Below are 25276 nucleotides of genomic sequence, written 5' to 3'. Positions count from 1 at the left end.
GAGGGGCTGGGGGCGCCCGGGTTGCCCGAGTCGGGAGTGATCATGGTCACGGAGTGTTCCTGGCTGGTTGCGCTGATCAGAAGGTGACGGGCAGGTTCGCGGCCTGCGCACCCGTGGGCGGGACCTGGAGGGTTTTCAGTGCGAACTCCATCACCTCCTTGTAGATGGGTCCGCAGATCTGGCCGCCGAAGTAACTCCCGCTCGTGGCGTTCTGGATGGCGCAGTACACGGTGATGCGGGGGTTGTCCGCGGGTGCGAATCCGGCGAACGAGGAGGTGTAGCCACGGTACTGGCCGGTGGCCGGATCCACGCGGTTGGCCGTACCCGTCTTGCCCGCGACCCGGTAGCCGGGGATGCGCGCCTTGTTGCCGGTGCCCTCCCGGTCGTCGACGACCGACTCCAGCATCTGGGCGAGGGTCCTCGCCGTCTTCGCACTGACGACCCTTGTCTTCTGGGGCTGCGGGGTCGGGGTGAAGCGCCCGTCGGGTCCCTTCGTGCCGCGCACCAGCGTGGGCTGGATGCGGACGCCGCCGTTGGCGATGGTCGAGTAGACGGACGCCGCCTGCAGCGCGTTGATGGAGAAGCCCTGGCCGAAAGGAATCGTGTACTGCTGCGACGTCGACCACTTCTCGGGCGGCGCGAGGATGCCCTTGGTCTCGCCGGGCAGGCCGAGTCCGGTGTAGCTGCCGATGCCGAACTTGCGCAGATACGAGTAGAGGACCTTGTTGGCCTGCGTCTGTGTCCTGCCCAGCTGGCCGGTGGCCAGGATGGTGCCGATGTTGCTGGACTTGGCGAGCACGCCGTTGAGCGTGAGGTTCCAGGTGTCGTGGTCGATGTCGTCCTTGAAGAGCCGGTCGCCGCGGTGCAGCCGGTTCGGCACGACGACATGCGTCAGCGGGGTGGCGACGTTCTCCTGGAGCACGGCGGCCATCGACATGATCTTGGCGGTGGAGCCGGGCTCGTAGGCGTCCTCGACGGCCCAGTTGTGCAGGGCGTTCGGGTTCGCCTTGGAGAGGTCGCCGGGGTCGAAGCCGGGCGCGTTGGCCATCGCCAGGATCTCGCCGGTGCGGGTGTCCTGCACTATCACGTACCCGCGGTCCGCCCCGGACTTCCTCACCTGCTGGCTGATCGCGTTCTGCGCGGCCCACTGGATGTCGCGGTCGAGGGTGAGCTCGACGTCGCTGCCGGGCACGGCGGGCGTCTCGGTGGAGCCCGCGGTGGGCACCAGGCGGCCGCCGGACTGGGCGTAGCGGATCTTGCCGTCCTTGCCGGCCAGTTCCTTGTTGAGCTCCTGCTCGACGCCTCCGCCGCCCTTGCCCTGGTCGTTGACCCAGCCCAGTATCCCGGCGGCGAGGTCCCCGTTGGGATAGATCCGCTTGCTGCTGGGGTCGGCGAAGACGCCGGCGAGGACGTTGACCGTGGTCTTGTCCTTCTCCCCCTTGGCGGTGAGCGCGGTCTTCAGGTCCTTGATCTGCTTCCAGACCTGCGGGGTCTGGCGGCGGGCCAGCAGGACGTAGCGCAGCTTCTTGTTCTTGGGGCGGAGCTTGTGGACGAGCGTGTCCTGGTCCATGCCGAGGATCGGCGCGAGGAGCGCGGCGGCCTGCTCGGGGCCGTTGCCGACCCTCAGCTGGTCGCGGGTGAACATCGTGGGGTCGGCCGTGAGGTCGTAGGCGTCCACGCTGGTCGCGAGGGCCACGCCGTTGCGGTCGAGGATGCCGCCGCGCTCCGCGGTCAGGACATGGCCCACATAGCGGTTCTGGTCGGCCTTGGCGGCGTAGGCGCTCGCGTCCACGGCCTGCACCTGCAGCAGCCGTACGACGAAGGCGATCAGCACCAGGGTGAGCGCCAGGCTGACCATGCGCAGCCGGGGGCGGGGGCTGCCCAGCCGCAGGGCGGCCGAGGCCGCGGGACGGCCCGGTGCCGGGCGGCGGGCGGGGCGGGCTCCGGAGCCCGGGCGCCGGGCGCCGGCGGCGGGGCGGTCGGGGCGCGCGGGGCCGGGCACGCGGCGGCGCGGGGGTTGCCTTTCTCCAGACGTGTCTGGCACTTCCGTCACCTGCCGGGGGTCGTGGTCGTCTGGGCGGGATCGGTTGCCGGGGCGGAGGGCGTGCCGGGGGCCGGCGGGGCCGCGGCGGGCTCCGGCGGGAGCAGGACGAGCGGCATCTGGACCGCGGACTGCTCGGCGGCCCGGCTGACGGCCTGCTGGCCGGCGACCGAGGGGACGCCCTTGACGGTGCCGTCGGGATTCAGGAACGCGGGATCCCCGCCGGGGATCATGCCGAGTTCGCGGGCCCGCTGCTGGAGGGCCTCCGGGGCGGAGTAGGAGTCGATGTCCCGCTGGAGCCCCTGTTCCTCGTCGGTGAGGCTCTTGGTGTCCCTCTGGAGGTCGTCGAGCTTGAACGAGCCTTCGCTGAGCGCGGAGTTCAGCACCAGGAGCGCGATCAGGCCGCCGCCCAGGAGGAGCACGACGAGCAGGACGAAGGGGGTGCGGGCCGCCTGTGCACGGCTTCCCGGTCCGGGGAAGAGGCGTGCGAGACGAGCGGCCCGCCCCCTCAGTTCGGGTTTCCTGCTCACTCGGCCTCCAGTGAGTCCGGTTGCCAGGCCCGCTCGCTCGCCAACTCGTTCACGTCCCTCATTCGATGGACTCCCTGATGCGCTGGGCTCCGCGCAGTCGCGCCGGTGCCGCCCGCCGGTTCTCGGCGACCTCTTCCTCGGTGGGAAGTTCGGCACCACGGGTGAGCAGCTTGAGCCGGGGCTGGTACTGCTCGGGCACGACCGGCAGCCCGGGGGGCGCGGTGGTGGCGGCGCCGGCCGCGAACACCTGCTTGACCAGGCGGTCCTCCAGCGAGTGGTACGACAGGACGGCGATCCGTCCGCCCACGTCGAGCGCCTGCACGGCGGCCGGGATCGCCCGCTCCAGGACGGAGAGCTCGCCGTTGACCTCGATGCGCAGGGCCTGGAAGGTGCGCTTGGCGGGGTTGCCGCCGGTGCGCTTGGCAGCCTGCGGCAGCGCGTCCCGGATGAGCTCGACGAGCCGCGCGCTGTTGCTGAACGGCTCCTTCTCACGCTCGCGCACGATGGCGGCCACGATCCGCTTGGCCTGCTTCTCCTCGCCGTAGGCCCGCAGGATCCGGACGAGTTCGCCCGCCGGGTAGGTGTTGAGGACCTCGGCGGCGCTCATGCCGGTCGTCTGGTCCATGCGCATGTCGAGGGGGGCGTCCTGGGCGTAGGCGAAGCCGCGGTCGGCCTCGTCGAGCTGCATGGAGGAGACGCCGAGGTCGAACAGGACGCCCTGCACGCGCGCGATGCCGAGCCGCTGCAGTACGTCCGGGAGCTCGTCGTAGACCGCGTGCACCAGGGTGGCGCGCTCACCGAAGGGCGCGAGCCGCTCGCCGGACAGGCGCAGCGCCTCCTTGTCGCGGTCCAGGGCGACCAGCCGGGCCTCGGGGAACTGCGTGAGCAGGGCCTCGCTGTGGCCGCCGAGGCCGAGGGTGCAGTCGACGACCACCGCTCCCGGCCGCTGCAGGGCGGGGGCCAACAGGTCCAGGCACCGCTGGAGCATCACCGGGACATGTCGACTCTGTCCCTCCCGTCGCCCACCACCGCCCTCATTCGAATGCGCTTCGCGCCCCATTTGATCCTGGGCCCTCTCAGATCCGGCGCGGGCCGTACGCACCGCCGGGTCCCCGCCCGCTCGTGAAGGGGAGGTCTGCCGGCGCCAGGAGCGTCAGCCGACCGGGAGCGGGAGGAGGCCGAGCCGTACGTACGCGCCGCGCACGTGGGGAGACCGTCCGTGCGAGCGGGGGTCTCCGGGGAATTCAGTCCAGCAGGGAGAGCCTCGCCTCCCGCTTCGCGTCACTTTAGTCCACGGTGTCTCGCGGTCAATCAACTGGCCTGCGCGTCGCGCCCTGGCGTGAGTGCGAAGCCGCAAATCCGGGAAATTCACCCGTACGGCTTCACCTCCGCCACCCATGTGGGTTACCTCACAAGAGGACTGTGATGACGCTCTTCTCCCGCTCTCGCACCACGACCGGATCGCCGGTGACCAGTACCGTCATGGGTATGACGACTTCTGCATCTGTTCCCACCGAGTCCGAAGGCGCCATACGCGGCGGCACCGTCACCGACCGCCTGGTCGAGGCGAACGGACGATACGCCGAGGCATTCACCGACCCCGGGATGGACGCCCGCCCGGTGCTGCACGTGGCGGTCGTGGCCTGCATGGACGCCCGCCTCGACCTGCACGCCGCACTCGGCCTGGAGCTCGGCGACTGCCACACCATCCGCAACGCGGGCGGTGTCGTCACCGACGACGTGATCCGCTCGCTCACCATCAGCCAGCGCAAGCTCGGCACCCGCAGCATCGTCCTCATCCACCACACGGGCTGCGGCCTGGAGGCCATCACCGAGGACTTCCGCACCGAGCTGGAGGACGAGGTCGGCCAGCGCCCCGCCTGGGCGGTGGAGGCCTTCCGGGACGTCGACCAGGACGTACGGCAGTCCATGCAGCGGGTGCGCACCTCGCCGTTCCTGCAGCACACCGACGACGTACGCGGCTTCGTCTTCGACGTGAAGACGGGTCTGCTGCGCGAGATCGACCCCGCCTAAGGCGCTGCCTAAGGCGCTCGGCCCTTCTCGTTTTTCGCAAATCCCGCGCATGCTGGAGCCCAAGCGTCGTAAAACCTGACATACCGCAGCCAGTTGTCCACAGTCGAGTGACACGAAACGGTAACGGCAGCAAGAATGCGGGGTGTGGCGTCACGCGGAACTATTCACGCGTGGTGTCCGTGTTTCGGGGTGGGCCGGTCCGCACAGCAAGCGTCGGCCCGGAGAAAGAACGGGCCGAGGAGGGCCGGGTGACGACCTATGACGATCGAGCGAGCCTTACAGATCTGACTGCCACTGTGGAGCGGGTCCGCAGTTCGGTGGAAGGAGTGATCGAGGGCAAGCCCGAGGTCGTACGGCTTTCGCTGACCGTACTGCTCGCCGAGGGACATCTTCTGATCGAGGATGTCCCCGGCGTGGGCAAGACCATGCTGGCCAAGGCGCTGGCCAAGTCCATCGACTGTTCGGTGCGGCGCATCCAGTTCACCCCCGACCTGCTGCCCTCGGACATCACGGGTGTGTCCATCTGGGACCAGCAGCGCCGGGACTTCGAGTTCAAGCCGGGCGCGATCTTCGCGCAGATCGTGATCGGCGACGAGATCAACCGCGCCTCGCCCAAGACGCAGTCCGCGCTCCTGGAGTCGATGGAGGAGCGCCAGGTCACCATCGACGGGCAGACCTACGAACTGCCCAGCCCCTTCATGGTGGTGGCCACCCAGAACCCGGTCGAGATGGAGGGCACCTACCCGCTGCCCGAGGCCCAGCGCGACCGCTTCATGGCCCGGGTCTCCGTGGGCTACCCCAGCGTGGAGGCCGAGCTGCAGATGCTCGACGTGCACGGCGGTGTGTCCCCCCTGGAGGACCTGCAGCCGGTGGCGCACGCGCATGACATCGTGAAGCTGATCGAGGCCGTGCGCGGCGTGCACGTCGCCGAAACGGTCCGGCGCTACGCGGTGGACCTGGTCGCCGCCACCCGCAACCACCCCGACCTCAGACTCGGCGCCTCCCCGCGTGCGACGCTGCACCTGCTGCGCGCGGCGAAGGCCTCCGCCGCCCTGAGCGGCCGGGAGTACGCGCTGCCGGACGACGTGCAGGCGCTCGCCGTCGCCGTCCTGGCCCACCGGCTGCTGCCCACCGCCCAGGCCCAGCTCAACCGCCGTACCTCGGAACAGGTCGTGCAGGAGATCCTGCAGCGCACGGCGGTGCCCGCGGCGCCCCAGCAGCCCGGCCTCGGCGGCCTCGGCCGCGGTGCGCCCGCGTACCCCCAGCAGCCGCCGCGGAGGCTGTGATGACCTCCGGGGGGACGGGCCACCCGGACAGCGGCCACAGCGAGAAGGGCGGCGTCCGTACCGCCCTGGCGGGCCTGACCACCCGCGGACGCTCCTTCCTGGCCGCCGGGATCGCGGCCGCCATCTGCGCCTACGTCCTGGGACAGAGCGATCTGCTGCGGGTGGGGCTGCTGCTCGCCGCGCTGCCCCTGATCTGCGCGCTGTTCCTCTACCGCACGCGCTACCGGGTGGCCGGCAGCCGCCGTCTGACCCCCGCGCGCGTGCCCGCCGGCAGCGAGGCCCGCGTCCATCTGCGGATGGACAACGTCTCGCGGCTGCCCACGGGCCTGCTGATGCTCCAGGACCGGGTGCCCTACGTGCTCGGCCCGCGCCCCCGCTTCGTCCTGGACCGGGTGGAGCCGGGCGGCCGCCGCGAGGTGTCCTACCGGGTCCGCTCGGACCTGCGCGGCCGCTATCCGCTGGGCCCGCTGCAGCTGCGCCTGACCGATCCGTTCGGGATGTGCGAGCTGACCCGGTCCTTCTCCACGTACGACACCCTGACGGTGATCCCGCGCGTGGAGGCGCTGCCTCCGGTGCGCCTGAGCGGCGAGTCGAAGGGGTACGGCGACGGGCGGCAGCGCTCGCTCGCGCTGGCCGGCGAGGACGACGTGATCCCGCGCGGCTACCGCTACGGCGACGATCTGCGCCGCGTCCACTGGCGCTCCACCGCCCGCTACGGCGAGTTGATGGTGCGTCGCGAGGAGCAGCCCCAACGCGCCCGCTGCACGGTGCTGCTGGACACCCGGGGCCTCGCCTTCCAGGGCGCCGGTCCCGACTCGGCCTTCGAGTGGGCGGTCTCCGGCGCGGCCTCCGTCCTGGTGCACATGCTCGAACGGGGCTTCTCCGTCCGGCTGTTGACCGACACCGGCAACTCGGTGCCCGGCGAGGGCGCGGACGGGTTCGCGGGCGCCAGCCAGGAGACGGCGGACGCGGCCGGGCTGATGATGGACACCCTCGCGGTGGTCGACCACTCCGACGGGGCGGGCCTGTCGCGGGCGTACGACGTGCTGCGGGGCGGGAACGAGGGGCTGTTGGTGGCCTTCCTCGGCGATCTCGACGAGGAGCAGGCAGCAGTGGCCGCCAAGATGCGCCAGCGCAGCGGAGGCGCACTCGCCTTCCTGCTGGACAGCGACGCCTGGGTGCGGGAACCGACCGATGTGCCCGGTCCGTTGGACGGGAGCGAGGAACGGCTGCGGATGCTGCGGGAGGCGGGCTGGACGGCCCTCAAGGTGCCGCGGGCCGCATCGCTCGCGGAGTTGTGGCGTCTGGCGGACCGTGAGCGCGCGGGCCTCGCCGCGACGAGCGGGACGAACGGTGGGGGGACGGGCTCATGAGCGGGCGGGCACGACTGGCGCTGTGCGCCTGGGCGGCCACGCTGCTCGCGTCCTGCGCCCTGCTGCCGCTGGTCTCGCCGGCCACCTGGATCCTGCAGGTGGCGGTCATGCTCGCCGTGCAGTCGGGCGTGGGCGCGGCGACCCGGCGGGTGCCGCTGGCGCGGCCGCTGACGGTGGCGGCACAGGCCCTGGTCACGCTGATGATGCTGACCCTGGTCTTCGCCCGGCAGCAGGCCCTCATAGGCATCGTCCCCGGCCCCGAGGCGTTCCGTCACTTCGCGGACCTGCTGCAGCAGGGCAGCGACGACATCGCGCGGTATGCGATCCCGGCGCCCCTGGAGTCCGACGGCATCCGGCTGATGGTCCTCGGCGGGGTCCTCGTCATCGGTCTCGCGGTGGACACCCTCGCGGTGACCTTCCGCAGCGCCGCACCGGCCGGACTGCCGCTGCTGGCGCTGTACTCCGTCGCCGGAGGGCTGTCCCACGGCGGCGCCGACTGGCTGTGGTTCCTGGTCGCGGCCGGCGGCTATCTGATGCTGCTCCTGGCCGAGGGGCGCGAACGGCTCTCACAGTGGGGCCGGGTCTTCGGCGGGGCTGCGCGCAGCCCGGGCGGGGAGCCCGGCGCGGTGGCACCGGTGCGCACCGGACGCCGTATCGGAGTGGTCGCGCTCGGTGTCGCCCTGGTGGTGCCGATCGCCCTGCCCGCGATGAACGGCGGCCTGCTGGACGCGGCCGGGACGGGCATGGGCGGCGGCAACGGCGGCGGCGGCACGATCTCCGCGGTGAACCCGCTGGTGTCCCTGCGCGACAGTCTGAACGTGGACCAGGACCGCGAGGTCCTGTCCCTGAAGACGAACAGCAACGACATCTCGAACATGTACCTGCGGATCGTGTCCCTGGACGACTTCGACGGCAGCACCTGGAAACCGTCCAAGCGGCACGTCACCGGCGTACCGGAGAGCTTCCCCATCCCGGTCGGCCTCGGTGGGGACGTCAAGCGGGCGGAGATACAGACCCGGATCTCGGCCGCCGACTGGTACGCCCAGGACTGGCTGCCGATGCCGTACCCGCCCAGCGGCGTGGACGTCAGCGGCAAATGGCGCTACGAGCCGGTGGGCATGACACTGGTCGGCGACCACGGCGAGACCACCCGGGGGAAGACCTATCTGGTCAAGAGCCTCGATGTGCAGCCGACGGCGGAGCAGCTCGCCGACGCGCCGGAGCCGCCCGCGTCCCTGAAGCGCGACTACACCAGACTGCCGGACTCGCTGCCCGCGGTGGTGGCCAGGACCGCCCGCAAGGTCACCGACGGCGCGACCAGCCACTATGAGCAGGCGGTCAAGCTCCAGGACTACTTCGCCTTCAGCGGCGGCTTCCAGTACAGCACCCAGGTGCAGGTGGGTACCGGTCCCGACGCGATCGCCAAGTTCCTGAAGGACAAGCAGGGCTTCTGTGTCCACTTCTCCTTCGCGATGGCGGCGATGGCCCGCAGCCTGGGCATACCCGCCCGGGTCGCGGTGGGCTTCGCCCCGGGCACGCCCCAGGCGGACGGCTCGGTGTCCGTGGGGCTCAAGGACGCGCACGCCTGGCCCGAGCTGTACTTCGAGGGCGTGGGCTGGACCCGCTTCGAGCCGACGCCGAACCGCGGCGTGGCCCCCTCGTACACGCAGCCGGACACGCCGGACAACAATCTCCCGCCGGTGCCGCGGTCCTCGCAGTCGGCGGGTCTGTCCGCGTCGGCGGCGCCCTCGGCGAGCACGAGCTGCTCGGCGCAGCAGAAGAAGCTCGAGGCCTGCGCCGCCGCGCTCCCCCTGGAGACAGCCACGCCGGGCGACGACGGACTGCCCTGGTACAAGATCGCCGGATGGTCCCTGCTGGGGCTCCTGGCGGTCGCCGTGCCGCTGCTGCCCATGCTGTGGCGGCTGCGGCGGCGCTCGGTGCGGCTGGCCTCGGCCCAGCACACCGTCTCCGCCCTGTCGCCGGCCCGGGCGGGCCGCAAGGCACGGGGCGCGGACGCGGGGAGCACGGACGATGTCGACGTGACGGCCCTGCCCGTGGAGGCGGATGCGCGGTACGCCGCGGAGGTGGCCGCGGGCCACGTCCTGGCCGTCTGGCGCGAACTCACCGACACGGCCTGGGACTACGGCATCCTGCCGGACGACGCGCTGACCCCGCGCAAGGCGGCCGCACGCATCGTGCGACTGGGGCAGCTGGACGCGGAGACCGCCGAGTCGGTGCACCGGGTGGCGAGTGCCGTGGAACAGGTGCTGTTCGCGCCCGAGCCGCGGGACGTGCCGGGACTGGCCGACCAGGTGCGCAGGCTGCGGGCGGCGCTGCGGTCCAAGGCGAGCCGGACCACCCGGGTGCGGGCGGTCGTGGCACCCCGTTCCGCCGTCCGCGCGGTGTGGGACCTCACGGGCCGCTGGACGGCCGTCAAGGCCCGCTGTGCCGAGCGCTGGTCGGCGCTGGTGCGGCGCCCCTCCGGGCAGCAGAGCGGCTGACGGCGCGGTGCGGCCCGCCGCACCGCGCCGGTCTTCGGGGCATACGTGAGGGGGTGACCACCCGCCGGGGTGGTCACCCCCTCACCTGTGTCTGCGAGGAACCGTCCGGGCACGGACGGTGGAAGAGGAGCTAGTGGCCCTGCTCGTCGCGGCGGCGCTGCCAGCGCTGCTCGATGCGGTCCATCACGGAGCGCTTCTGCCGTCCCTGACGGCGCGGGTGCGGGGCACCGGCCGCGGGCTGTTCGCCCGGCTTGGGGGCCTTGCGCCAGCCGGTCACGGCGAGCACGGCACACCCCAGCATGACCAGGAAGCCCACCACGCTGAGCCAGACCTGCTTGGCCACCATTCCAGCCATGAGGAGCGCGATACCCACGAGGAAGCCCGCGACCGCCTGGTAGACCCGCCGTCGGGTGTACGTACGCAGCCCGCTTCCCTCAAGCGCCGACGCGAACTTGGGATCTTCGGCGTACAGCGCTCGCTCCATCTGCTCGAGCATGCGCTGCTCGTGCTCCGAGAGCGGCACGGAGTCCTCCTCATCGTGCAGTCGCCGGGGCGACCCGGGGGGTCCCTTCAGGATAGGCAGGGAATCGCCCCCTTGAAACCCGCCCCTCTGCGCCAATTGGCCAACCGGAATCCGCCATGGACGTACCGGCTCGCTGAATCCTGCATTCCCCAGCGGCCGACCCGTCATGCCGGGTGGTCTCCCTCGATCATACGGCGCTGAACGCCCGATCGGGGGGCCTGTGGCGTACTCCATGTGCGGCCAAGTCCCTGATCAGCGGCGCACCACAGGAGTCGGCTCAGGCCTCGGTGGCCCCCTGTGTCTCGCCGAGCACATGGAGCTGGGTGGCCACGGAGTGGAAGGCGGGGAGTTCGGCCGCCGCCTCCTCCAGCTTGAGCAGCGCCTCCAGGGCGCCCGGCTCGGTGTCCACGAGGACGCCCGGGACGAGGTCGGCGAAGACCCGTACGCCGTGCACGGCGCCTACCCTGAGGCCCTCGCCCTCGACCAGCCCGGTGAGCTGCTCGGCGGTGAAGCGGCGCGGCACGGGGTCGCCCGCGCCCCAGCGGCCGTTCGGATCGGCGAGGGCCTGCCTCGCCTCCTTGAAGTGGCCGGCGAGGGCGCGTGCGAGCACGGCGCCGCCGAGGCCAGCGGCGAGCAGGCTGAGCACGCCCTCGGAGCGCAGGGCGGCCACGGCGTTGCGCACGCCCTCGGCCGGGTCGTCGACGTACTCCAGGACGCCGTGGCACAGCACCACGTCGTAGCCGCCGCGCTCGACCACGTCGAAGAGGCCGTGGGCGTCGCCCTGGACGCCCGTCACACGGTCGGCGACGCCGGCCTCGGCGGTGCGGCGCTCCAGCGCGAACAGCGCGTTGGGGCTGGGGTCGACGACGGTGACCCGGTGGCCGAGGCGGGCGACGGGCACCGCGAACTTGCCGCTGCCGCCCCCGGTGTCGAGGATGTCGAGGGACTCCCGCCCGGTGGCCTTCACCCGGCGTTCGAGGGCGTCCTGGAGGACCTCCCAGACCACGGCGGTACGGAGGGAGGCGCGGGGGCGGCTCGGGTCCGACACGGCAGTTGACTCCTCGGCGCGGCACCGCCCATGGCACGGCGGAGCGAACGGGGTGCCTCCCCGGCCGGGGTGCGGGAGGGAAGGCTTCAGGCGCTCTCCACCCTATTGCCTCCACCGCCCCACCTGGTCACCGTGCGGGTCTGCCCGCCGATCGTCTCGTACGGCGGACGCGCTCAGCCCGTGTCCGGGAAGCCGCGGTCGCTGTCCGCGTCGGCCTGCGGGTGGTCGGCGTCCTGGCGTGGCTGCGGCAGGACCGGCTGGAGGACGAGCATCCGCTCGACGAGGCGCAGGAACATCGCCACGTCGCGTATCAGGTCGTCGGCGTCCCGGCGGCTGGCCGCGCCCTGGATGCCCGCCTCGGCCCGGGCGCGGCGCCGGGCCCCGGAGGCGAACAGCGCGCTCCACTCGGTCAGTTCGGGCGCGATCTCGGGGAGCACTTCCCAGGCGCTCCTGATGCGGGCGCGGCGTCGGGAGGTGGGCTCGGGGCGGCCTCGCGCGGCGAGCACGGCGGCGGCCGTGCGCAGGGCGGCGAGGTGTGCGGTGGCATAGCGCTCGTTGGACGTTTCGAGGACGGCTGCCTCGTCCAGTCCGGCGCGGGCCTGGGCGAGCAGGTCGAGGGCGGCGGGCGGGGCCGTGGTCCGGCGGAGCACCGGGTGGACGTCGCTCGCCGGGCCGGTCAGTGAGGGGGCAGGGCCGGTGGCGCGGCGCCGGCGGGCGGCTGCTGCGTGATAGCTGGCCATGACGAACCTCCTGTCGTCTGCGTGACGGCATGCCCTGATACGGGCTGCCGTATGTGCCCATCGTGCGGTATGCCACTGACAATCCGTTCTGACCTGCGCTTTTGCTTCGATCGAAGGTTCGGAGTAGTTTTTGCACTGACCAGTCAGTTCAAATTAAGGGGATGGGGGGAACCGTGCCCGGAATCGGTGTCACGGCCCGCGGCCTCGGTGTCAGGGGCCCACGCGGCTGGGCGTTCCGCGACGTCACGTTCGACGCGGAGCCCGGCTCGCTGATCGCGATCGAGGGACCGTCCGGGTCCGGCCGCACCTGCCTGCTGCTCGCGCTCACGGGACGGATGAAGCCCACCGCGGGAGCGGCCGAGGTGGGCGAGTGGAAGCTGCCCAAACAGATGGCGGCCGTTCGCCGGGTCAGCGGGCTCGCGCATGTCGCCGGCGTCACCGACCTCGAGCCGGCCCTGACCGTGGGTGAGCATCTGCTCGAACGGGCGCTGCTGCAGCGGCGGTTCGGCGACTCGCTGCGCGCGCTGCTGCGGCCACGCAAGGAGCGCACGGCCGAGGCCAGACTGCGCATCGACACCGCGCTGGCCGCCGCCGGTCTTGACCGGGAGACCCTGCCCAAGGGCTCCCGGACGGCCGTACGCGATCTGGAGCGGCTGGAGGCCCTGCGGCTGTCCATCGCGCTCGCCCTGCTCGGCCGGCCCCGGCTGCTCGGCGTCGACGACACCGACCTGAAGCTCTCCGACGCCGAACGTGCCGAGGTCTGGGCGCTGTTGAGGTCGATCGCCGCGGACGGGACGACCGTCGTGGCGGTGTGCAGCGAGGCCCCGCAGGACACCGTCGTCGTAGCGACCACGGAGAAGGCCACCACGGAGAAGGAGAAGGCCGATGCGCTCGCCGAAACTGGCCGCTCTTGAGCTCAGGCGGTTCCGCCGGGGCAGGCTGCCGCGTGCCGCCCTGGTGGCGCTGCTGGTGCTGCCGCTGCTGTACGGCGCCCTGTACCTGTGGTCGTTCTGGGACCCGTACGGCCGTCTGGACCGCATCCCCGTGGCGCTCGTCAACGACGACAAGGGGGCGACGGCCGACGGGAAGAGGATCGCGGCGGGCGACGCCATCACCGAGGGGCTGCGCGACAGCGACACCTTCGACTGGCACGAGGTGAGTGCCGCCGACGCACGCGCGGGCGTGGAGGACGGCACGTACTACCTGTCGCTGACCATGCCGGCCGACTTCAGCAGACGGATCGCATCCAGCGCGGGCGCCTCCCCGGAGACGGGCGCGCTCCAGGTGCGCACGAACGACGCGAACAACTACATCGTCGGGCAGATCTCGCGGACGGTGTTCAGCGAGGTGCGCCAGGCCGCGTCCGCGAAGGCGTCGCGGTCCTTCCTGGACAAGATCTTCATCTCGTTCTCCGACATCCACGGCGCGACGGTGAAGGCCGCGAACGGCGCGGACCAGCTCAATGGCGGGATCGGGAAGGCGGAGAAGGGCTCCAAGGAGCTCGCCAGCGGCCTGAAGGACGCCAAGGACGGCAGCGGCAGGCTGTCCGGGGGCCTGACGAAGCTCGACTCGGGCGCGGGCGACCTGGCGGACGGCTCGCAGCAGGTCGCGGCGGGCACGCAGACGCTCGCCGACAAGGTCAACGCGATCGACAAGAAGGCGGGCCCGTTCCTCAAGGACAACGAGAAGACCATCGGGGACACCGCCCGGCTCGTCGCCGCCTCCTCGAAGGCGATCCGCGACAACCTCGACACCCTGGTGAGGACGGCCCCGGCCGCCGCCAAGGGCGCCCACGCGGCCTCCGACACGCTGAACGAGGTCTACCGGGCGCGCTGCGAGAACGCCGTGCTGCCGGATCCGGCCTGTTCCGATCTGAAGAAGGCGAAGGACGCGGCCGCCGACGTGGCGACGATCGCCGACGACCTGAACACGCTGATCGCCGACGAGCACGGCGACCTGAAGAAGCTCGACGGCAACCTGACCACTCTCCAGACCCAGGGCCAGGCGCTCGCCGACCGGGCACCGCACCTGTCCGAGGACCTCTCCGACGCCGTCGCCAAGATCAACAAACTGAACGAGGGCGCCGGGAGGGTCGCCGCCGGCGCGCAGAAGCTGCACCAGGGCCTCGGCACGGCGAAAGGCGGCGCGGGAGCCCTGGACCAGGGTGTCGGGCAGCTGAAGACCGGTGCCGAGACGCTCAACGGCGGCATGTTCAAGCTGGTCGACGGCTCCGGGAAGCTCGCGGGCGGACTGCACGACGGCGCCGGGAAGATCCCCGACTACGACAAGAAGGACCGCAACCAGCGCACCGAGGTGATGTCCGACCCCGTCAAGCTCGTCTCCAAGGACCTGCACAAGGCGCCCAACTACGGCACCGGGTTCGCCCCGTACTTCATCCCGCTGTCCCTGTGGGTGGGCGCGATGGTGGCGTACATGCTGATCCCGCCGATGAACCGGCGCGCGCTCGCCACGGGCGCCCCCGCGTGGCGCATCGCGCTGGCCGGCTGGCTCCCCGTGGTGGCGATCGGCGTCCTGCAGACGGTGTCCCTGATGGCGGTCCTGCACTGGGCGATCGGTCTGCAGATGGCCCGGGCGGCCGGGACGATCGGCTTCCTGTTCCTGGTGACGGCGTGCTTCGGGGCGATCGTGCAGTGGCTGAACGCCCGCTTCGGAGCGGCCGGCCGGATCCTCGTCCTCGCCCTGCTGATGCTCCAGCTGACCTCGGCGGGCGGCACGTATCCGGTACAGACCAGCCCCGGTTTCTTCAACGCGATCCACCCCTTCCTGCCGATGAGCTACATCGTGGGGGCCCTCAGGAGGCTCATCACGGGCGGCGGCCTGGGGCCGGTGTGGCACGCGTGCGTGGTGCTCGTCGCGTTCACCGCGGGTGCCCTCGCACTGACCGCCGTGTCGGCCCGCCGCCGGCAGGTGTGGACCCTTGACCGGCTGCACCCGGAGCTGAGCCTGTGAGCGCGGAGGTGACGTCCAGGGGCACGGCTCCTGTGACAATCAGGCCCATGGAAAGCAGCAGCGCCACGTCGGGCGGCGGCACCCGCCGCGAGGCCACCCGGCAGAAGCTCTACGAGGCCGCCGTCACGCTCATCGCCGAGCAGGGTTTCTCCGCCACCACGGTGGACGAGATCGCCGAGCGGGCCGGGGTCGCGAAGGGCACGGTCTACTACAACTTCGCGAGCAAGTCGGTCCTCTTCGAGGAGCTGCTGCGGCACGGGGTCGGCCTGCTCACCGCCTCCCTCCGGGAGGCGGCCGAGCGCACGGCCAGGGACGGCGGCACCAAGGTGGACGCCCTGGACGCGATGATCCGGGCCGGGCTCGTCTTCATCGAACGCTATCCGGCCTTCACGCAGCTGTACGTGGCCGAGCTGTGGCGCACCAACCGGGCCTGGCAGTCGACCCTGATGGTGGTCAGACAGCAGGCGGTCGCGGTCGTCGAGGACGTCCTGCGCGCGGGCGTCGCGGGCGGCGAGTTCAGCGACGAGATCGATGTGCCGCTGACCGCGTCGGCGCTGGTCGGCATGGTCCTGGTGGCCGCGCTCGACTGGCAGTCCTTCCAGCCGGAGCGCTCCCTGGACGACGTCCACGCGGCGCTGTCCCGGCTGCTGCAGGGGCGCGTCAGCGGCCGCAGCGGCAGCTGATCGCATACGAAAGCGCCGGTCCGGTGTGGCCGCGTCCCCCGCGGGCCACCTCGAACCGGCGCCTTCTCGTGCTCCCCCGTTGTGCTCCCCCCCGGGTTTTCCCCGGTTGGGCCCCCGTTTCGGTCGTTCCCCCGGGTTCCCCCGTGCCTCGCTCCCGCCGACCTCGGCCGGCGGAAGGAGCGGATCCGGGGCGGCTCCGTTCCGGCGCCCCGTGTCGCCGGTGCCGGAGCCGTGCCCCTTTCCGTGTCTCCACTCTCTCGTTCGCGCAGGTCGGGCCCCATCCGCGCGCGTACTCATCTCACTCCCTAGGTACGGATACTCAGACCTCCGCACTCATGCGCAGAACGCTCCGTTGCCGACTGGTCAGGTTCGCCTCCGCTCCCGTACTCCCCTCGGGCCGGGGGCTGGGGCTTTGCCCGGGCGGGCCGCCAGTGCCGTGACCGGCAGTGTGAGCTGCAGTCGGGCGGCGGGTGCCCGGCCGGGTGTCGGACCCAGGCTCTAAAGTCGCAGGCATGGGACGGATCGTGGTGATCGGCGCCGGGATGGGCGCGATGGCGGCTGCCGCCCGGCTGGCCGTCGCGGGGCAGCGGGTGGTGGTGTACGAGCGTGCGGAGACCTACGGCGGCGGGGTGCGGCGCTTCGAGCGGGACGGGTTCGGCTTCGACACCGGTCCCGGGCTGCTGACCCTGCCCGCGGTCTGGCGCGATCTGTTCATCAAGACCGGCAAGGAGCCGCTGGAGGAGTGCGTCGAACTGGTCCAGGTCGACCCGTCCTCGCGGCACGTCTTCGCGGACGGCACCGCGGTCGCGCTGCCGAACGCCTCGCGCGCGGGGGTCGTCGCCGCCCTGGACGAGGCGCTCGGGGCGGGCGCGGGCGGCCGCTGGGGCGACTTCCTGGTGCGGGCCCGGGAGGCATGGGACCGCACCCGCCGACCGCTGCTGGAGGAGCCCCTGTGGCCCAACTGGCCGGTGCTGGCCGATCGCGAGCCCTACCCGGCGGTCCCGCACAAGCGGCTGCTGCGCACCCGCCGCGCCGCCACGCTCGCCGAGATCGGCGCCTGGGAACTGCGCGATCCCCGGCTCACGGCGCTCCTGGAGAGTTACGCCCTCGCATACGGCCTCGACCCGCGCGTCACCCCGGCGAGCGCGGCCGTGCTGCCGTACATGGAGCATGCCTTCGGGAGCTGGTATGTCCGCGGCGGCATACGGGAGTTGGCGCGCGCGGCGTACGAGCGGTGCGTGGCCCGCAGGGTCGAGTTCCACTTCGGCGCCGAGGTGACGGCGGTGCTCGAGAAGGACGGCAGGGCGGCCGGGGTGGAACTGGCTGACGGGACGGTGGCGGAGGCGGACCACGTGGTCGCCGCAGTGCATCCCGCACGGCTGCAGGGGCTGACGGAGCGGCGGCTCGACGACGAGGGGGATGTGCGACCCGACACGGCAGCCCGCCCCGGACGGTTCACCGTGCTGCTGGCGCTGCGCGGCCCCCGGGAGGCCGGCGCGGTGCATCAGACGGTCGTGCACGCGCCCGACCGTGCGGCCGAGTTGGAGTCTCTGCACTCCGCGGCGGACGAGCCCGTGCGGCCCACGGTGACCGTGCTGCGGCCGGACGACCCGGCGCTGCGACCGGACGGGGAGCACGAGTCGGTGGTCCTGTCCGCGGTGGTCCCGGCGGAAGCCGCCCTGCACCGGTCGGAGCGGGGTGAACGTCTCGCGGATCTGCTCGTCGCGGCGGCCGAGGCCGCGATACCCGGTCTGCGCGAGCGGCTGCTGTGGCGCGAGGTCCGGTCGCCGGGCCGCGGGGAGGAGGAGACGGGCGCCGGCTTCGGCGGCGTGTCCGCTCCCTCGCTGGCCGCCGGGGAGGGGCGCTTCCTGCACCCGGCCAACACCACCCGCTTCCCGGGCCTGTACCGGGCCGGCGGCTGGTCGCACCCCGGCGGGGGGCTGCCGCACACCGGTATGTCAGGGGCGCTGGTGGCCGGTCTGATCGTGGAGGGGCCGGAGTTCCGGGGCTCTCAGTAGCGTCCCGGCCCGGGCGGTCCTCAGAAGCGGTGCCGGGCCCCCAGAAACGGTACTGCGCGTTCAGAAGCGGTACTGCTCGTCGTATCCGTTCCCCTGGACATGGCCATGCCCTTGCCCCTGCCCGTTGTCCTGGTAGGGGTAGGGCTGCTCCTGCGGGAGCTCGCCGCCGTAGGCCTCGTCGGTGCGCTGCTGCGGGACCCAGACCCCGCCGGACGGGGTCTGGCCGTCGTAGCTGCCGGTGGCGTACTGGTCCTGGCCGTAGCCCTGCTGGCCGTACTGACCGTAGGCGTCGTAGCCGCCGCCGTAGGTCTGGGTGCCGATGTACGGGTCGGAGTAGGCCGCGTACTGCTGCTGACCGGTGGTGTCGTAGCCGTACTGCTGCTGGTTGTAGCCGGAGTAGTCGTACCCGTAGGACTGGTCGGCGCCCTGGGCGGCCGTCGCGTACTGGTCCTGGGACTGCCCCATGTTCGCGTAGGACGCGTCGGCGGCGGCGTACGCGGTGTCGCTGTATATGCCGTAGGAGCCGGTGTCCTCGGGCAGGGGCTGCGGCTCGTAGACCGCGGTGGTCTCGGCGGCAGCGGCCTGGGAGGAGCGGGCGGGCGTGAAGACGTCGTCGCGGTCGTAGTCGTCCTCGTTGCCGTAGGACACGCTGTCGCGGTGGTAGTCGCCGTGGTCGTCGTGGCCGCCGTCGCCCGGCTCGAGGTCGGAGACCTCCAGGGTCGGGTCCTGGTGCTCCGGTTCGCCGCCGCGCTTGCCGACGCCCGCGAAGCCCGTGCGGCTGACCGCCCAGCCCGACGCGAAGCCGCGGCGGAACGACAGCGTGACGTAGGTCTGGCCGACCGCGAATGCGGCAGCGCCCAGACCGATGACGATCACCGAGGGGATCAGCACCCCGAGCACGACGCCGAGGAAGCCGGCGAACGCGAGCAGCCGCCAGCGCAGACGCGCCTTGTACTGCAGCAGCACCTCGCCCAGCAGCCACAGCGCGACGATGCCGAACGCGATGTAGAGGACCGTCCAGCCCATGTACGCCCCTCTCCGAGTCGCCGCTACGCAGTGTGTCGTATACCCGTGCGGCCGGTCTAGGCCTGCGGGGGGTGGTGCAGGCCCAGGTTTTCGTAGATTTCCAGCGTCGCCGTGGAGTTGTTGAGCGTGATGAAGTGCAGTCCGGGCACTCCCTCGGCCAGCAGCCGCGCGCAGAACTCCGTGGCGAATTCGATGCCAATGGAGCGTACAGCGGTCGGATCGTCTTTTGCTGTGAGGATCCGCTCTTTCAGGGCGGCGGGGATGACTGCGTTGCTGAGTTGCGGCAGCCGCTCCAGCATCTTCACGCTGGTCACCGGCATGACTTCGGGGATGACGGGGGTCTCGCAGCCTGCCGCGGCGACCCGGTCACGCAGCCGCAGATAGGACTCCGGCTGGAAGAACATCTGTGTGATGGCGTAGTCGGCGCCGGCCCGGCACTTGTCGACGAAGTGGGCGACGTCCGTGTCCCAGTCCTCGGAGCGCGGGTGCATCTCCGGGAAGGCCGCAACGCCGACGCAGAAGTCGCCCGACTCCTTGATGAGCTGGACGAGTTCGGCGGCGTAGGTCAGTCCCGTCGGGTGCGGCACCCAGTCGCCCATGGGGTCGCCGGGCGGGTCGCCGCGCACGGCGAGCATGTTGCGGATCCCGGCGTCGGCGTACTGGCCGATGATGTTGCGCAGCTCGGCGATGGAGTGGTTGACCGCGGTGAGGTGGGCGACCGGGGTGAGCGTGGTGTCGGCGGCGATCTGCTCGGTCGCCTTCACCGTGCCCGCGCGCGTGGAGCCGCCCGCGCCGTACGTCACGGAGACGAAGCTGGGGGCCACGGCCTCGACCCTGCGGAGCGCGTCCCAGAGGTTGCGTTCGCCCTTCTCCGTCTTCGGAGCCCAGAACTCGAACGAGAACGTCGTCTTGCCGGTCGCGAGCATGTCACGCACCGTGCGCGCGTGGTCAGTCCTGGTGGATGCGGTTCCGAGGGCCATACCCGCAGGTTAGTCAGGGGGCGGCGACTCCCCCAACCGGATGCGGGATATTTGCCGGATTTGTCTATTTGTTGTCCACCTATCGGACAACCCGGCGGACATTCTTCGGACAAGCCGTCAGGTATTCCGTCCGACAAGCTACCGCGCATTACATCGGACAACCTGCCAGATTCCCATCCGACAATCCGCCTGACGCCCATCGGACAATCCGTCGGACGCCAGTTCCCGATCGGGCCTGCGCTACGCGCTCCGCAGCCGCTTCGCGAACTCCTGCGCCGCCGCGCCCGGATCGTCGGCCTCCGTGATCGCGCGGACGACCACGACGCGGCGGGCGCCGGCTTCAAGCACCTCGTCGAGGTTGCCGAGGTCGATGCCGCCGATGGCGAACCAGGGGCGCTCGGTGCCCAGGGAGGCGGTGTGGCGGACCAGGTCGAGGCCGGGGGCGTGGCGGCCGGGCTTGGTGGGGGTCGGCCAGCAGGGGCCGGTGCAGAAGTAGTCGACGCCCTCCTGGACGGCGGCCGCGGCGGCCTCGGACTCGGCATGGGTGGAGCGGCCGATGAGGACGTCCTCACCGAGGATCGCGCGGGCCGCGGGGACCGGGAGGTCGCCCTGGCCGAGGTGGAGCACGTCGGCGCCGGCGGCGTGCGCCACGTCCGCGCGGTCGTTGACGGCGAGGAGCTTGCCGTGACGGGCGCAGGCGTCGGCGAAGACCTTCAGGTGCTCCAGCTCCTCGGCGGCCTCCATGCCCTTGTCGCGCAACTGCACGATGTCGACCCCGCCCGCCAGGACGGCGTCCAGGAACTCCGGCAGGTCGCCCTGGCGCCTGCGGGCGTCCGTGCAGAGGTAGACGACGGCGTCGGCGAGCTCGGCGCGTGCGGCGGTGGCGGTGTCGGGCATACGAGGGTCCCCCGTGGGTGTCGTTCCTGGTCGGCGGCGTACGGGCGCGGCCGGCCGTGGCCGTCGGTTCCTGCGGGCCGCAGTGAACCACGGCCGCGGCCCTGCCTGCGCGGAGCCCGGCCCGTACGCCGGACGGTGTTCGGTTCAGTCTGTTCGGATCAGACGGCGAGCGCCTGGGCTCGGCGCTTCACCTCCGTACCGCGGTTCTCGCTCAGCGCCTGCGCGGGGGTGCCGGGCAGGCTGTCGTCGGGGGTGAAGAGCCACTCGATCATCTCTTCGTCGGTGAAGCCGTCGTCCCTCAGGAGTGTCAGGGTGCCGGTCAGGCCCTTGACGACCCTCTGCTCGGCCTCGTCGATGAATGCGGCGGGGACGTGCAGCGCGCGGTTCTCACCTCGGCGTACGGCGATGAGCTGGCCCTCCTTGACCAGCTGCCGCACACGCGTCACCTCGACATCGAGCATCTCTGCGATGTCGGGGAGGGTGAGCCAGGCGGGGACGAGAGCATCGATCTTTGCGTCAATCTCGGTCACGGACTCAAGCCTGCCATCCCGCACTGACAGTCGGAAGCCAGAAGCGTCCGACCTGGGGGTTTCGCCGCCTGTCGGGACCGCCGTCCCGCCGTGCTACGCCGTGGCCGTCTTCATGGGCCGTGCCGGGTCCGCGAGCAGCTCCGGGTCCATCGGGGTGCCCGCCTCGATCAGCCGTCTGCCCTGCGCCAGGTCCCTCGGCCTGCCGACCGCCAGCAGGGCGACCAGGCGGCTCTCGCGCAGCCAGCAGACGGACCAGGCGGGGCCCGACGGGTCGCCGCGCCACACGGTCGTGTCGGCGCCGGTGTGGTGACCGGCGTACTGGACGAAGCGGCCGAACTGCTCGGACCAGAAGTACGGGACCGGGTCGTAGACCGCGGGGGGCTCGCCGGTGGCCTCGCCGATGATGTTCGCGGCCACCGTGCGCGGGCCCTGGAGGGCGTTGTCCCAGTGATGGACCAGCAGGCGCTCGCCATACCGTCCCGAGGGGAAGGAGGCGCAGTCGCCGACGGCGTAGACGTCCGGTGCCGAGGTGCGCAGACGGGCGTCGGCGAGGACCTCGCGGTGCGCGCCGAGCTCGATGCCGGCGCCGGTCAGCCAGTCGGTGGCGGGGCGCGCGCCGATGCCGACCACGACGGCGCCCGCGGGCAGCCGGGAGCCGTCGGCGAGGACGACCGCGCCGGGCTCGATGTGCGCCACGCGCGCGTGTGTGCGCAGTTCGGCGCCCGCGTCGGCGTACCAGGCGGCCATCGGTGCGGCCACCTCCGCGGGCAGCGCGCCGGCGAGCGGCCGGTCGGCGGCCTCGACGACGGTCACCGCGCAGCCCGCCTCGCGCGCGGCCGTGGCGAACTCCGCGCCGATCCAGCCCGCGCCGACGACCACGATGTCGTGCTGCCTGGCCAGCACGGGCCGCAGCCGCGCGGCGTCGTCCAGGGTGCGCAGCAGGTGCACGCCGGGCACGCCCTCGGTGCCCGGGAGCGTGATCGGTTCGGCGCCTGTCGCGAGGACCAGGACGTCGTACGGCACGGGCCCGGCCTCGGTGTCCAGCTCGTGCCCGCCGGGGCGCACGCCGAGCACCTCGCATCCCAGTCGCAGTTCGATGCCGAGCGCCTCGAAGTCGACGTCGAAGGCGGAGCCCTCGGACTTGCCGAGCAGAACGGCCTTGGACAGCGGCGGCCGGTCGTAGGGCTGATGGGGTTCGGCGCCGATCACCGTCACGGTGCCGGTGAAGCCCTGTTCGCGCAGGGCGACCGCCGTCTGGACACCGGCCATGCCCGCGCCGACGACGACCACGCGCCGCCCCGGTGACGTGCTCACTTCCCGCGTCTGCTCGCTCACCTGATCACCATAGACAACTGACTATTTGTCAGTCAGGAGTCGTGCTCAGTGACCTGCTCCACAACACTCGTTCCGCTGCCGGACTGCGACTCCCACTCCCAGGTCTCCTCCAGGCGCACCCGCCCGTCCGGCAACTCCACGACGGCCGAGACGCAGTGCCCGGAGGACGTCGTCCCGTCGTTCTTCAGCTGGACGTACCGGAAGTCCAGCCGGTCACCTGACCGAGTACCCACCAGATGCCCGCGTACGACGTCGCCGCCCGCGTACTCGGCCCAGATCTCGCCGTCCTGCTCGTGGTACGTGAACCGGGTCCGGGTACCCACCTGACCTGGGGCCTGGTCGGCGACGGGGGCGAGGACGAGGCCGTCCAGCGAGCGGGGCATGACGGAAGGCTCCCTTACAGAGGCACGGCGGGTCGGGCTAGGGTGGCCAACGTACAAGCACTCGCGGGAGCCCGGACGCACCGGGCTGAGAGGGAGGCTGGCGGCCTCCGACCGTACGAACCTGATCCGGGTCATGCCGGCGAAGGGAGGGGCTGGACGCCCATGTCGTCACGTACGTCAGACGTCCTCGTCATCGGGGGCGGAATCATCGGCCTGGTCACGGCCTGGCGGGCCGCGCAGCGCGGCTTCTCCACGGCCGTCGTGGACCCCGAACCGGGCGGCGGGGCCGCCCAGGTGGCCGCCGGGATGCTGGCCGCGGTCACGGAACTGCACTACGGCGAGCAGACACTGCTCGGCCTCAATCTGGCCTCGGCCCGCCGCTACCCGGACTTCGCGGCCGAGCTCACCGAGCTCACCGGCCAGGACCTCGGCTACCGCCGGTGCGGCACGCTCGCCGTCGCCCTGGACGCCGACGACCGCGCCCATCTGCGCGAACTGCACGCGCTGCAGCGGGAGTCGGGCCTGGAGTCGGAGTGGCTGTCGGGGCGCGAGTGCCGGCGCCTGGAGCCGATGCTCGCACCGGGCGTGCGCGGCGGCCTGAGGGTGGACGGTGACCACCAGATCGACCCGCGGCGGCTGGCACGCGCGCTGGTGGCCGCGTGCGAGCGGGCCGGAGTGGTGTTCCACCGGGCGTGGGCCGAGCGTTTCCATGTCGTACGGGACCGGGCCTGCGGCGTCACCACGACGGACGGCGCGGAGCTGGGCGCGGGCCAGGTGGTCCTGGCCGCCGGCAGCCTCAGCGGACGGCTGCCGGGCGTCCCGGACGAGGTGTTGCCGCCCGTGCGCCCCGTGAAGGGGCAGGTGCTGCGGCTGACCGTGCCGAAGCGGTACGCGCCGTTCCTGAGCCGCACGGTGCGCGCCGTCGTCCGCGGCAGCCATGTCTACCTGGTGCCGCGCGAGAGCGGCGAGCTGGTGATCGGTGCGACCAGTGAGGAGCTGGGCTGGGACACGACGGTCACCGCGGGCGGGGTGTACGAGCTGCTGCGCGACGCCCACGAACTGGTCCCCGGGATCACCGAGCTGCCGCTGACGGAGACGCGGGCCGGCCTGCGCCCCGGCTCCCCGGACAACGCGCCCTTGCTCGGGCCGACCGAACTGCCCGGTCTGCTGCTGGCCACCGGCCACTACCGCAACGGCGTGCTGCTCACGCCGGTCACCGGCGACGCCATGGCGCATGTCCTGGCCACCGGTGAACTCCCGGACGAGGCACGCCCGTTCACCCCCAAGCGTTTCGCGCTCCTGGAGCAGCCCGCATGAACATCTCCGTCAACGGAGAGCTCCGGGAGTTCGCTTCCGGCACGGCTCTCGACACCGTCGTCCGCGCGCTGACCCCGGCTCCCTCCGGAGTGGCCGCCGCCCTGAACGAAACCGTCGTGCCGCGCGCACAGTGGCCGTCGACGTCCCTCCGTGAGGGCGACCGCGTCGAGGTCCTCACCGCCGTCCAAGGAGGCTGACCCATGGCCGACGACCCCTTTGTCATCGGCGGTACGTCCTTCACGTCCCGCCTGATCATGGGCACCGGCGGTGCCCCCAGCCTCGACGTCCTCGAGCGGGCGCTGATGGCGTCCGGCACGGAGCTGACGACGGTCGCGATGCGGCGCGTGGACCCCTCGGTGCACGGCTCGGTGGTGTCCGTCCTGGAGAAGCTCGGCATCCGGGTGCTGCCGAACACGGCGGGCTGCTTCACCGCCGGGGAGGCCGTGCTGACCGCCCGCCTCGCGCGCGAGGCACTCGGCACCGAATTGATCAAACTTGAGGTGATCGCCGACGAGCGCACCCTGCTGCCGGACCCGATCGAGCTGCTGGACGCCGCCGAGACCCTGGTCGACGACGGTTTCACCGTGCTGCCGTACACCAACGACGACCCGGTTCTCGCCCGCAAGCTGGAGGACGTCGGCTGCGCGGCGATCATGCCGCTCGGCTCACCCATCGGCTCCGGGCTCGGCATCCGCAACCCGCACAACTTCCAGCTGATCACCGAGCACGCGCGCGTGCCGGTGATTTTGGACGCGGGCGCCGGTACGGCCTCGGACGCGGCGCTCGCGATGGAGCTGGGGTGTGCGGGTGTGATGCTCGCCTCAGCGGTGACGCGGGCACAGGAGCCGCAGCTGATGGCCGAGGCCATGAAGCACGCCGTGGAGGCGGGCAGGCTCGCGTACCGGGCGGGCCGCATCCCGCGCCGCCATTTCGCGGAGGCGTCCTCGCCGCATGAGGGGCGCGCGCACCTGGATCCCGAACGCCCCGCGTTCTGAACGCGCGTTCGACAAGTTCCGGAAGTGGGTGCGACGTCCGTCACAGGTCGGCTGCAGTCCCGCTCC

At 72.0% G+C, this 25276-nt stretch carries 23 protein-coding genes and 1 riboswitch; of the genes, 11 read left to right on the top strand and 12 right to left on the bottom strand.

What is annotated here, in order from left to right; translation table 11 throughout:
* Window positions 1-76 precede the first annotated feature (76 nt).
* The 3 genes from ACFY1U_RS03615 to rsmH are packed head-to-tail and all read right to left on the bottom strand — an operon-like array spanning window position 77 to window position 3631.
* The gene (locus ACFY1U_RS03615; RefSeq protein WP_390692485.1) at window positions 77-2044 is read right to left on the bottom strand and encodes a penicillin-binding transpeptidase domain-containing protein; all 1968 of its coding nucleotides are present in this window, start codon (window positions 2042-2044) and stop codon (window positions 77-79) included.
* Window positions 2045-2049: 5 nt separating this feature from the next.
* Window positions 2050-2571 (bottom strand): septum formation initiator family protein, encoded by a 522-nt coding sequence (locus ACFY1U_RS03610; protein ID WP_390692484.1) that lies wholly within the window; start codon window positions 2569-2571, stop codon window positions 2050-2052.
* A 58-nt stretch (window positions 2572-2629) separates the two neighbouring features.
* Window positions 2630-3631, bottom strand: a complete 1002-nt coding sequence (gene rsmH / locus ACFY1U_RS03605) for a 16S rRNA (cytosine(1402)-N(4))-methyltransferase RsmH (protein ID WP_390692483.1) — start codon at window positions 3629-3631, stop codon at window positions 2630-2632.
* 428 nt (window positions 3632-4059) lie between these two features.
* On the opposite strand from rsmH, the gene ACFY1U_RS03600 reads away from it, so the two are divergent.
* The 4 genes from ACFY1U_RS03600 (at window position 4060) to ACFY1U_RS03585 (ending at window position 9765) form a co-directional block, all read left to right on the top strand.
* Window positions 4060-4605 (top strand): beta-class carbonic anhydrase, encoded by a 546-nt coding sequence (locus tag ACFY1U_RS03600; protein WP_390692482.1) that lies wholly within the window; start codon window positions 4060-4062, stop codon window positions 4603-4605.
* A 248-nt stretch (window positions 4606-4853) separates the two neighbouring features.
* Complete coding sequence (locus tag ACFY1U_RS03595; protein WP_390692481.1) at window positions 4854-5891, top strand: AAA family ATPase; 1038 nt, start codon at window positions 4854-4856, stop codon at window positions 5889-5891.
* Window positions 5891-7264 carry a DUF58 domain-containing protein gene (locus ACFY1U_RS03590; RefSeq protein WP_390692480.1) on the top strand — a complete coding sequence of 458 codons (1374 nt, stop codon included), beginning with the start codon at window positions 5891-5893 and terminating at the stop codon, window positions 7262-7264. The genes ACFY1U_RS03595 and ACFY1U_RS03590 overlap by 1 nt, the downstream gene beginning before the upstream one ends.
* Window positions 7261-9765 (top strand): DUF3488 and DUF4129 domain-containing transglutaminase family protein, encoded by a 2505-nt coding sequence (locus tag ACFY1U_RS03585; RefSeq protein WP_390692479.1) that lies wholly within the window; start codon window positions 7261-7263, stop codon window positions 9763-9765. The genes ACFY1U_RS03590 and ACFY1U_RS03585 overlap by 4 nt, the downstream gene beginning before the upstream one ends.
* Window positions 9766-9895: 130 nt before the next feature.
* Here ACFY1U_RS03585 and ACFY1U_RS03580 read toward each other — a convergent pair whose 3' ends face one another.
* The 3 genes from ACFY1U_RS03580 to ACFY1U_RS03570 form a co-directional block, all read right to left on the bottom strand.
* Entirely contained in the window at window positions 9896-10288 is a 393-nt protein-coding gene (locus ACFY1U_RS03580) for a DUF3040 domain-containing protein (protein WP_390692478.1), read from the bottom strand.
* A gap of 277 nt (window positions 10289-10565) precedes the next feature.
* Complete coding sequence (locus ACFY1U_RS03575; protein ID WP_390692477.1) at window positions 10566-11336, bottom strand: class I SAM-dependent methyltransferase; 771 nt, start codon at window positions 11334-11336, stop codon at window positions 10566-10568.
* Window positions 11337-11509: 173 nt separating this feature from the next.
* Window positions 11510-12076 (bottom strand): SAV_6107 family HEPN domain-containing protein, encoded by a 567-nt coding sequence (locus ACFY1U_RS03570; protein WP_390692476.1) that lies wholly within the window; start codon window positions 12074-12076, stop codon window positions 11510-11512.
* A 161-nt stretch (window positions 12077-12237) separates the two neighbouring features.
* On the opposite strand from ACFY1U_RS03570, the gene ACFY1U_RS03565 reads away from it, so the two are divergent.
* From ACFY1U_RS03565 to ACFY1U_RS03550, 4 genes are all read left to right on the top strand, one after another.
* Window positions 12238-12990, top strand: coding sequence for an ATP-binding cassette domain-containing protein (locus ACFY1U_RS03565; RefSeq protein WP_390692475.1), 753 nt, complete (start codon window positions 12238-12240; stop codon window positions 12988-12990).
* Complete coding sequence (locus tag ACFY1U_RS03560; protein ID WP_390692474.1) at window positions 12962-15046, top strand: YhgE/Pip family protein; 2085 nt, start codon at window positions 12962-12964, stop codon at window positions 15044-15046. Before ACFY1U_RS03565 ends, ACFY1U_RS03560 begins: the two co-directional genes overlap by 29 nt.
* 47 nt (window positions 15047-15093) lie before the next feature.
* Complete coding sequence (locus ACFY1U_RS03555; RefSeq protein ID WP_390692473.1) at window positions 15094-15729, top strand: TetR/AcrR family transcriptional regulator; 636 nt, start codon at window positions 15094-15096, stop codon at window positions 15727-15729.
* A 512-nt stretch (window positions 15730-16241) separates the two neighbouring features.
* Window positions 16242-17747, top strand: a complete 1506-nt coding sequence (locus tag ACFY1U_RS03550) for a phytoene desaturase family protein (protein ID WP_390692472.1) — start codon at window positions 16242-16244, stop codon at window positions 17745-17747.
* Between the two features lie 60 nt (window positions 17748-17807).
* Here ACFY1U_RS03550 and ACFY1U_RS03545 read toward each other — a convergent pair whose 3' ends face one another.
* From ACFY1U_RS03545 to ACFY1U_RS03520, 6 genes are all read right to left on the bottom strand, one after another.
* Entirely contained in the window at window positions 17808-18773 is a 966-nt protein-coding gene (locus ACFY1U_RS03545) for a hypothetical protein (protein WP_390692471.1), read from the bottom strand.
* 56 nt (window positions 18774-18829) lie between these two features.
* The gene (gene metF, locus ACFY1U_RS03540) at window positions 18830-19753 is read right to left on the bottom strand and encodes a methylenetetrahydrofolate reductase [NAD(P)H] (RefSeq protein ID WP_390692470.1); all 924 of its coding nucleotides are present in this window, start codon (window positions 19751-19753) and stop codon (window positions 18830-18832) included.
* A 240-nt stretch (window positions 19754-19993) separates the two neighbouring features.
* A complete protein-coding gene (thiE, locus tag ACFY1U_RS03535) occupies window positions 19994-20650 on the bottom strand; it encodes a thiamine phosphate synthase (protein WP_390692469.1) in 657 nt (218 codons plus the stop codon).
* Window positions 20651-20808: 158 nt separating this feature from the next.
* A complete protein-coding gene (locus ACFY1U_RS03530) occupies window positions 20809-21180 on the bottom strand; it encodes an Rv2175c family DNA-binding protein (protein WP_390692468.1) in 372 nt (123 codons plus the stop codon).
* A gap of 93 nt (window positions 21181-21273) precedes the next feature.
* Complete coding sequence (locus tag ACFY1U_RS03525) at window positions 21274-22515, bottom strand: NAD(P)/FAD-dependent oxidoreductase (protein WP_390692467.1); 1242 nt, start codon at window positions 22513-22515, stop codon at window positions 21274-21276.
* Window positions 22516-22547: 32 nt separating this feature from the next.
* Complete coding sequence (locus ACFY1U_RS03520) at window positions 22548-22898, bottom strand: hypothetical protein (protein ID WP_390692466.1); 351 nt, start codon at window positions 22896-22898, stop codon at window positions 22548-22550.
* 53 nt (window positions 22899-22951) lie between these two features.
* Window positions 22952-23063: riboswitch (TPP riboswitch) on the top strand.
* Between ACFY1U_RS03520 and thiO the strand changes: the two genes are divergently transcribed.
* From thiO to ACFY1U_RS03505, 3 genes are all read left to right on the top strand, one after another.
* Window positions 23061-24215 (top strand): glycine oxidase ThiO, encoded by a 1155-nt coding sequence (gene thiO / locus ACFY1U_RS03515; RefSeq protein WP_390692465.1) that lies wholly within the window; start codon window positions 23061-23063, stop codon window positions 24213-24215. Its footprint overlaps the riboswitch before it by 3 nt.
* Window positions 24212-24412: a sulfur carrier protein ThiS gene (thiS, locus tag ACFY1U_RS03510; protein WP_390692464.1), complete on the top strand. Its 201-nt coding sequence runs from the start codon at window positions 24212-24214 to the stop codon at window positions 24410-24412. Before thiO ends, thiS begins: the two co-directional genes overlap by 4 nt.
* Window positions 24413-24415: 3 nt before the next feature.
* Complete coding sequence (locus tag ACFY1U_RS03505) at window positions 24416-25210, top strand: thiazole synthase (protein WP_390692463.1); 795 nt, start codon at window positions 24416-24418, stop codon at window positions 25208-25210.
* Window positions 25211-25276 lie beyond the last annotated feature (66 nt).

This window comes from Streptomyces sp. NPDC001351, from assembly GCF_042896045.1.
Lineage (GTDB): Bacteria > Actinomycetota > Actinomycetes > Streptomycetales > Streptomycetaceae > Streptomyces.
This window is presented reverse-complemented; position numbering and strand designations above follow the sequence as displayed.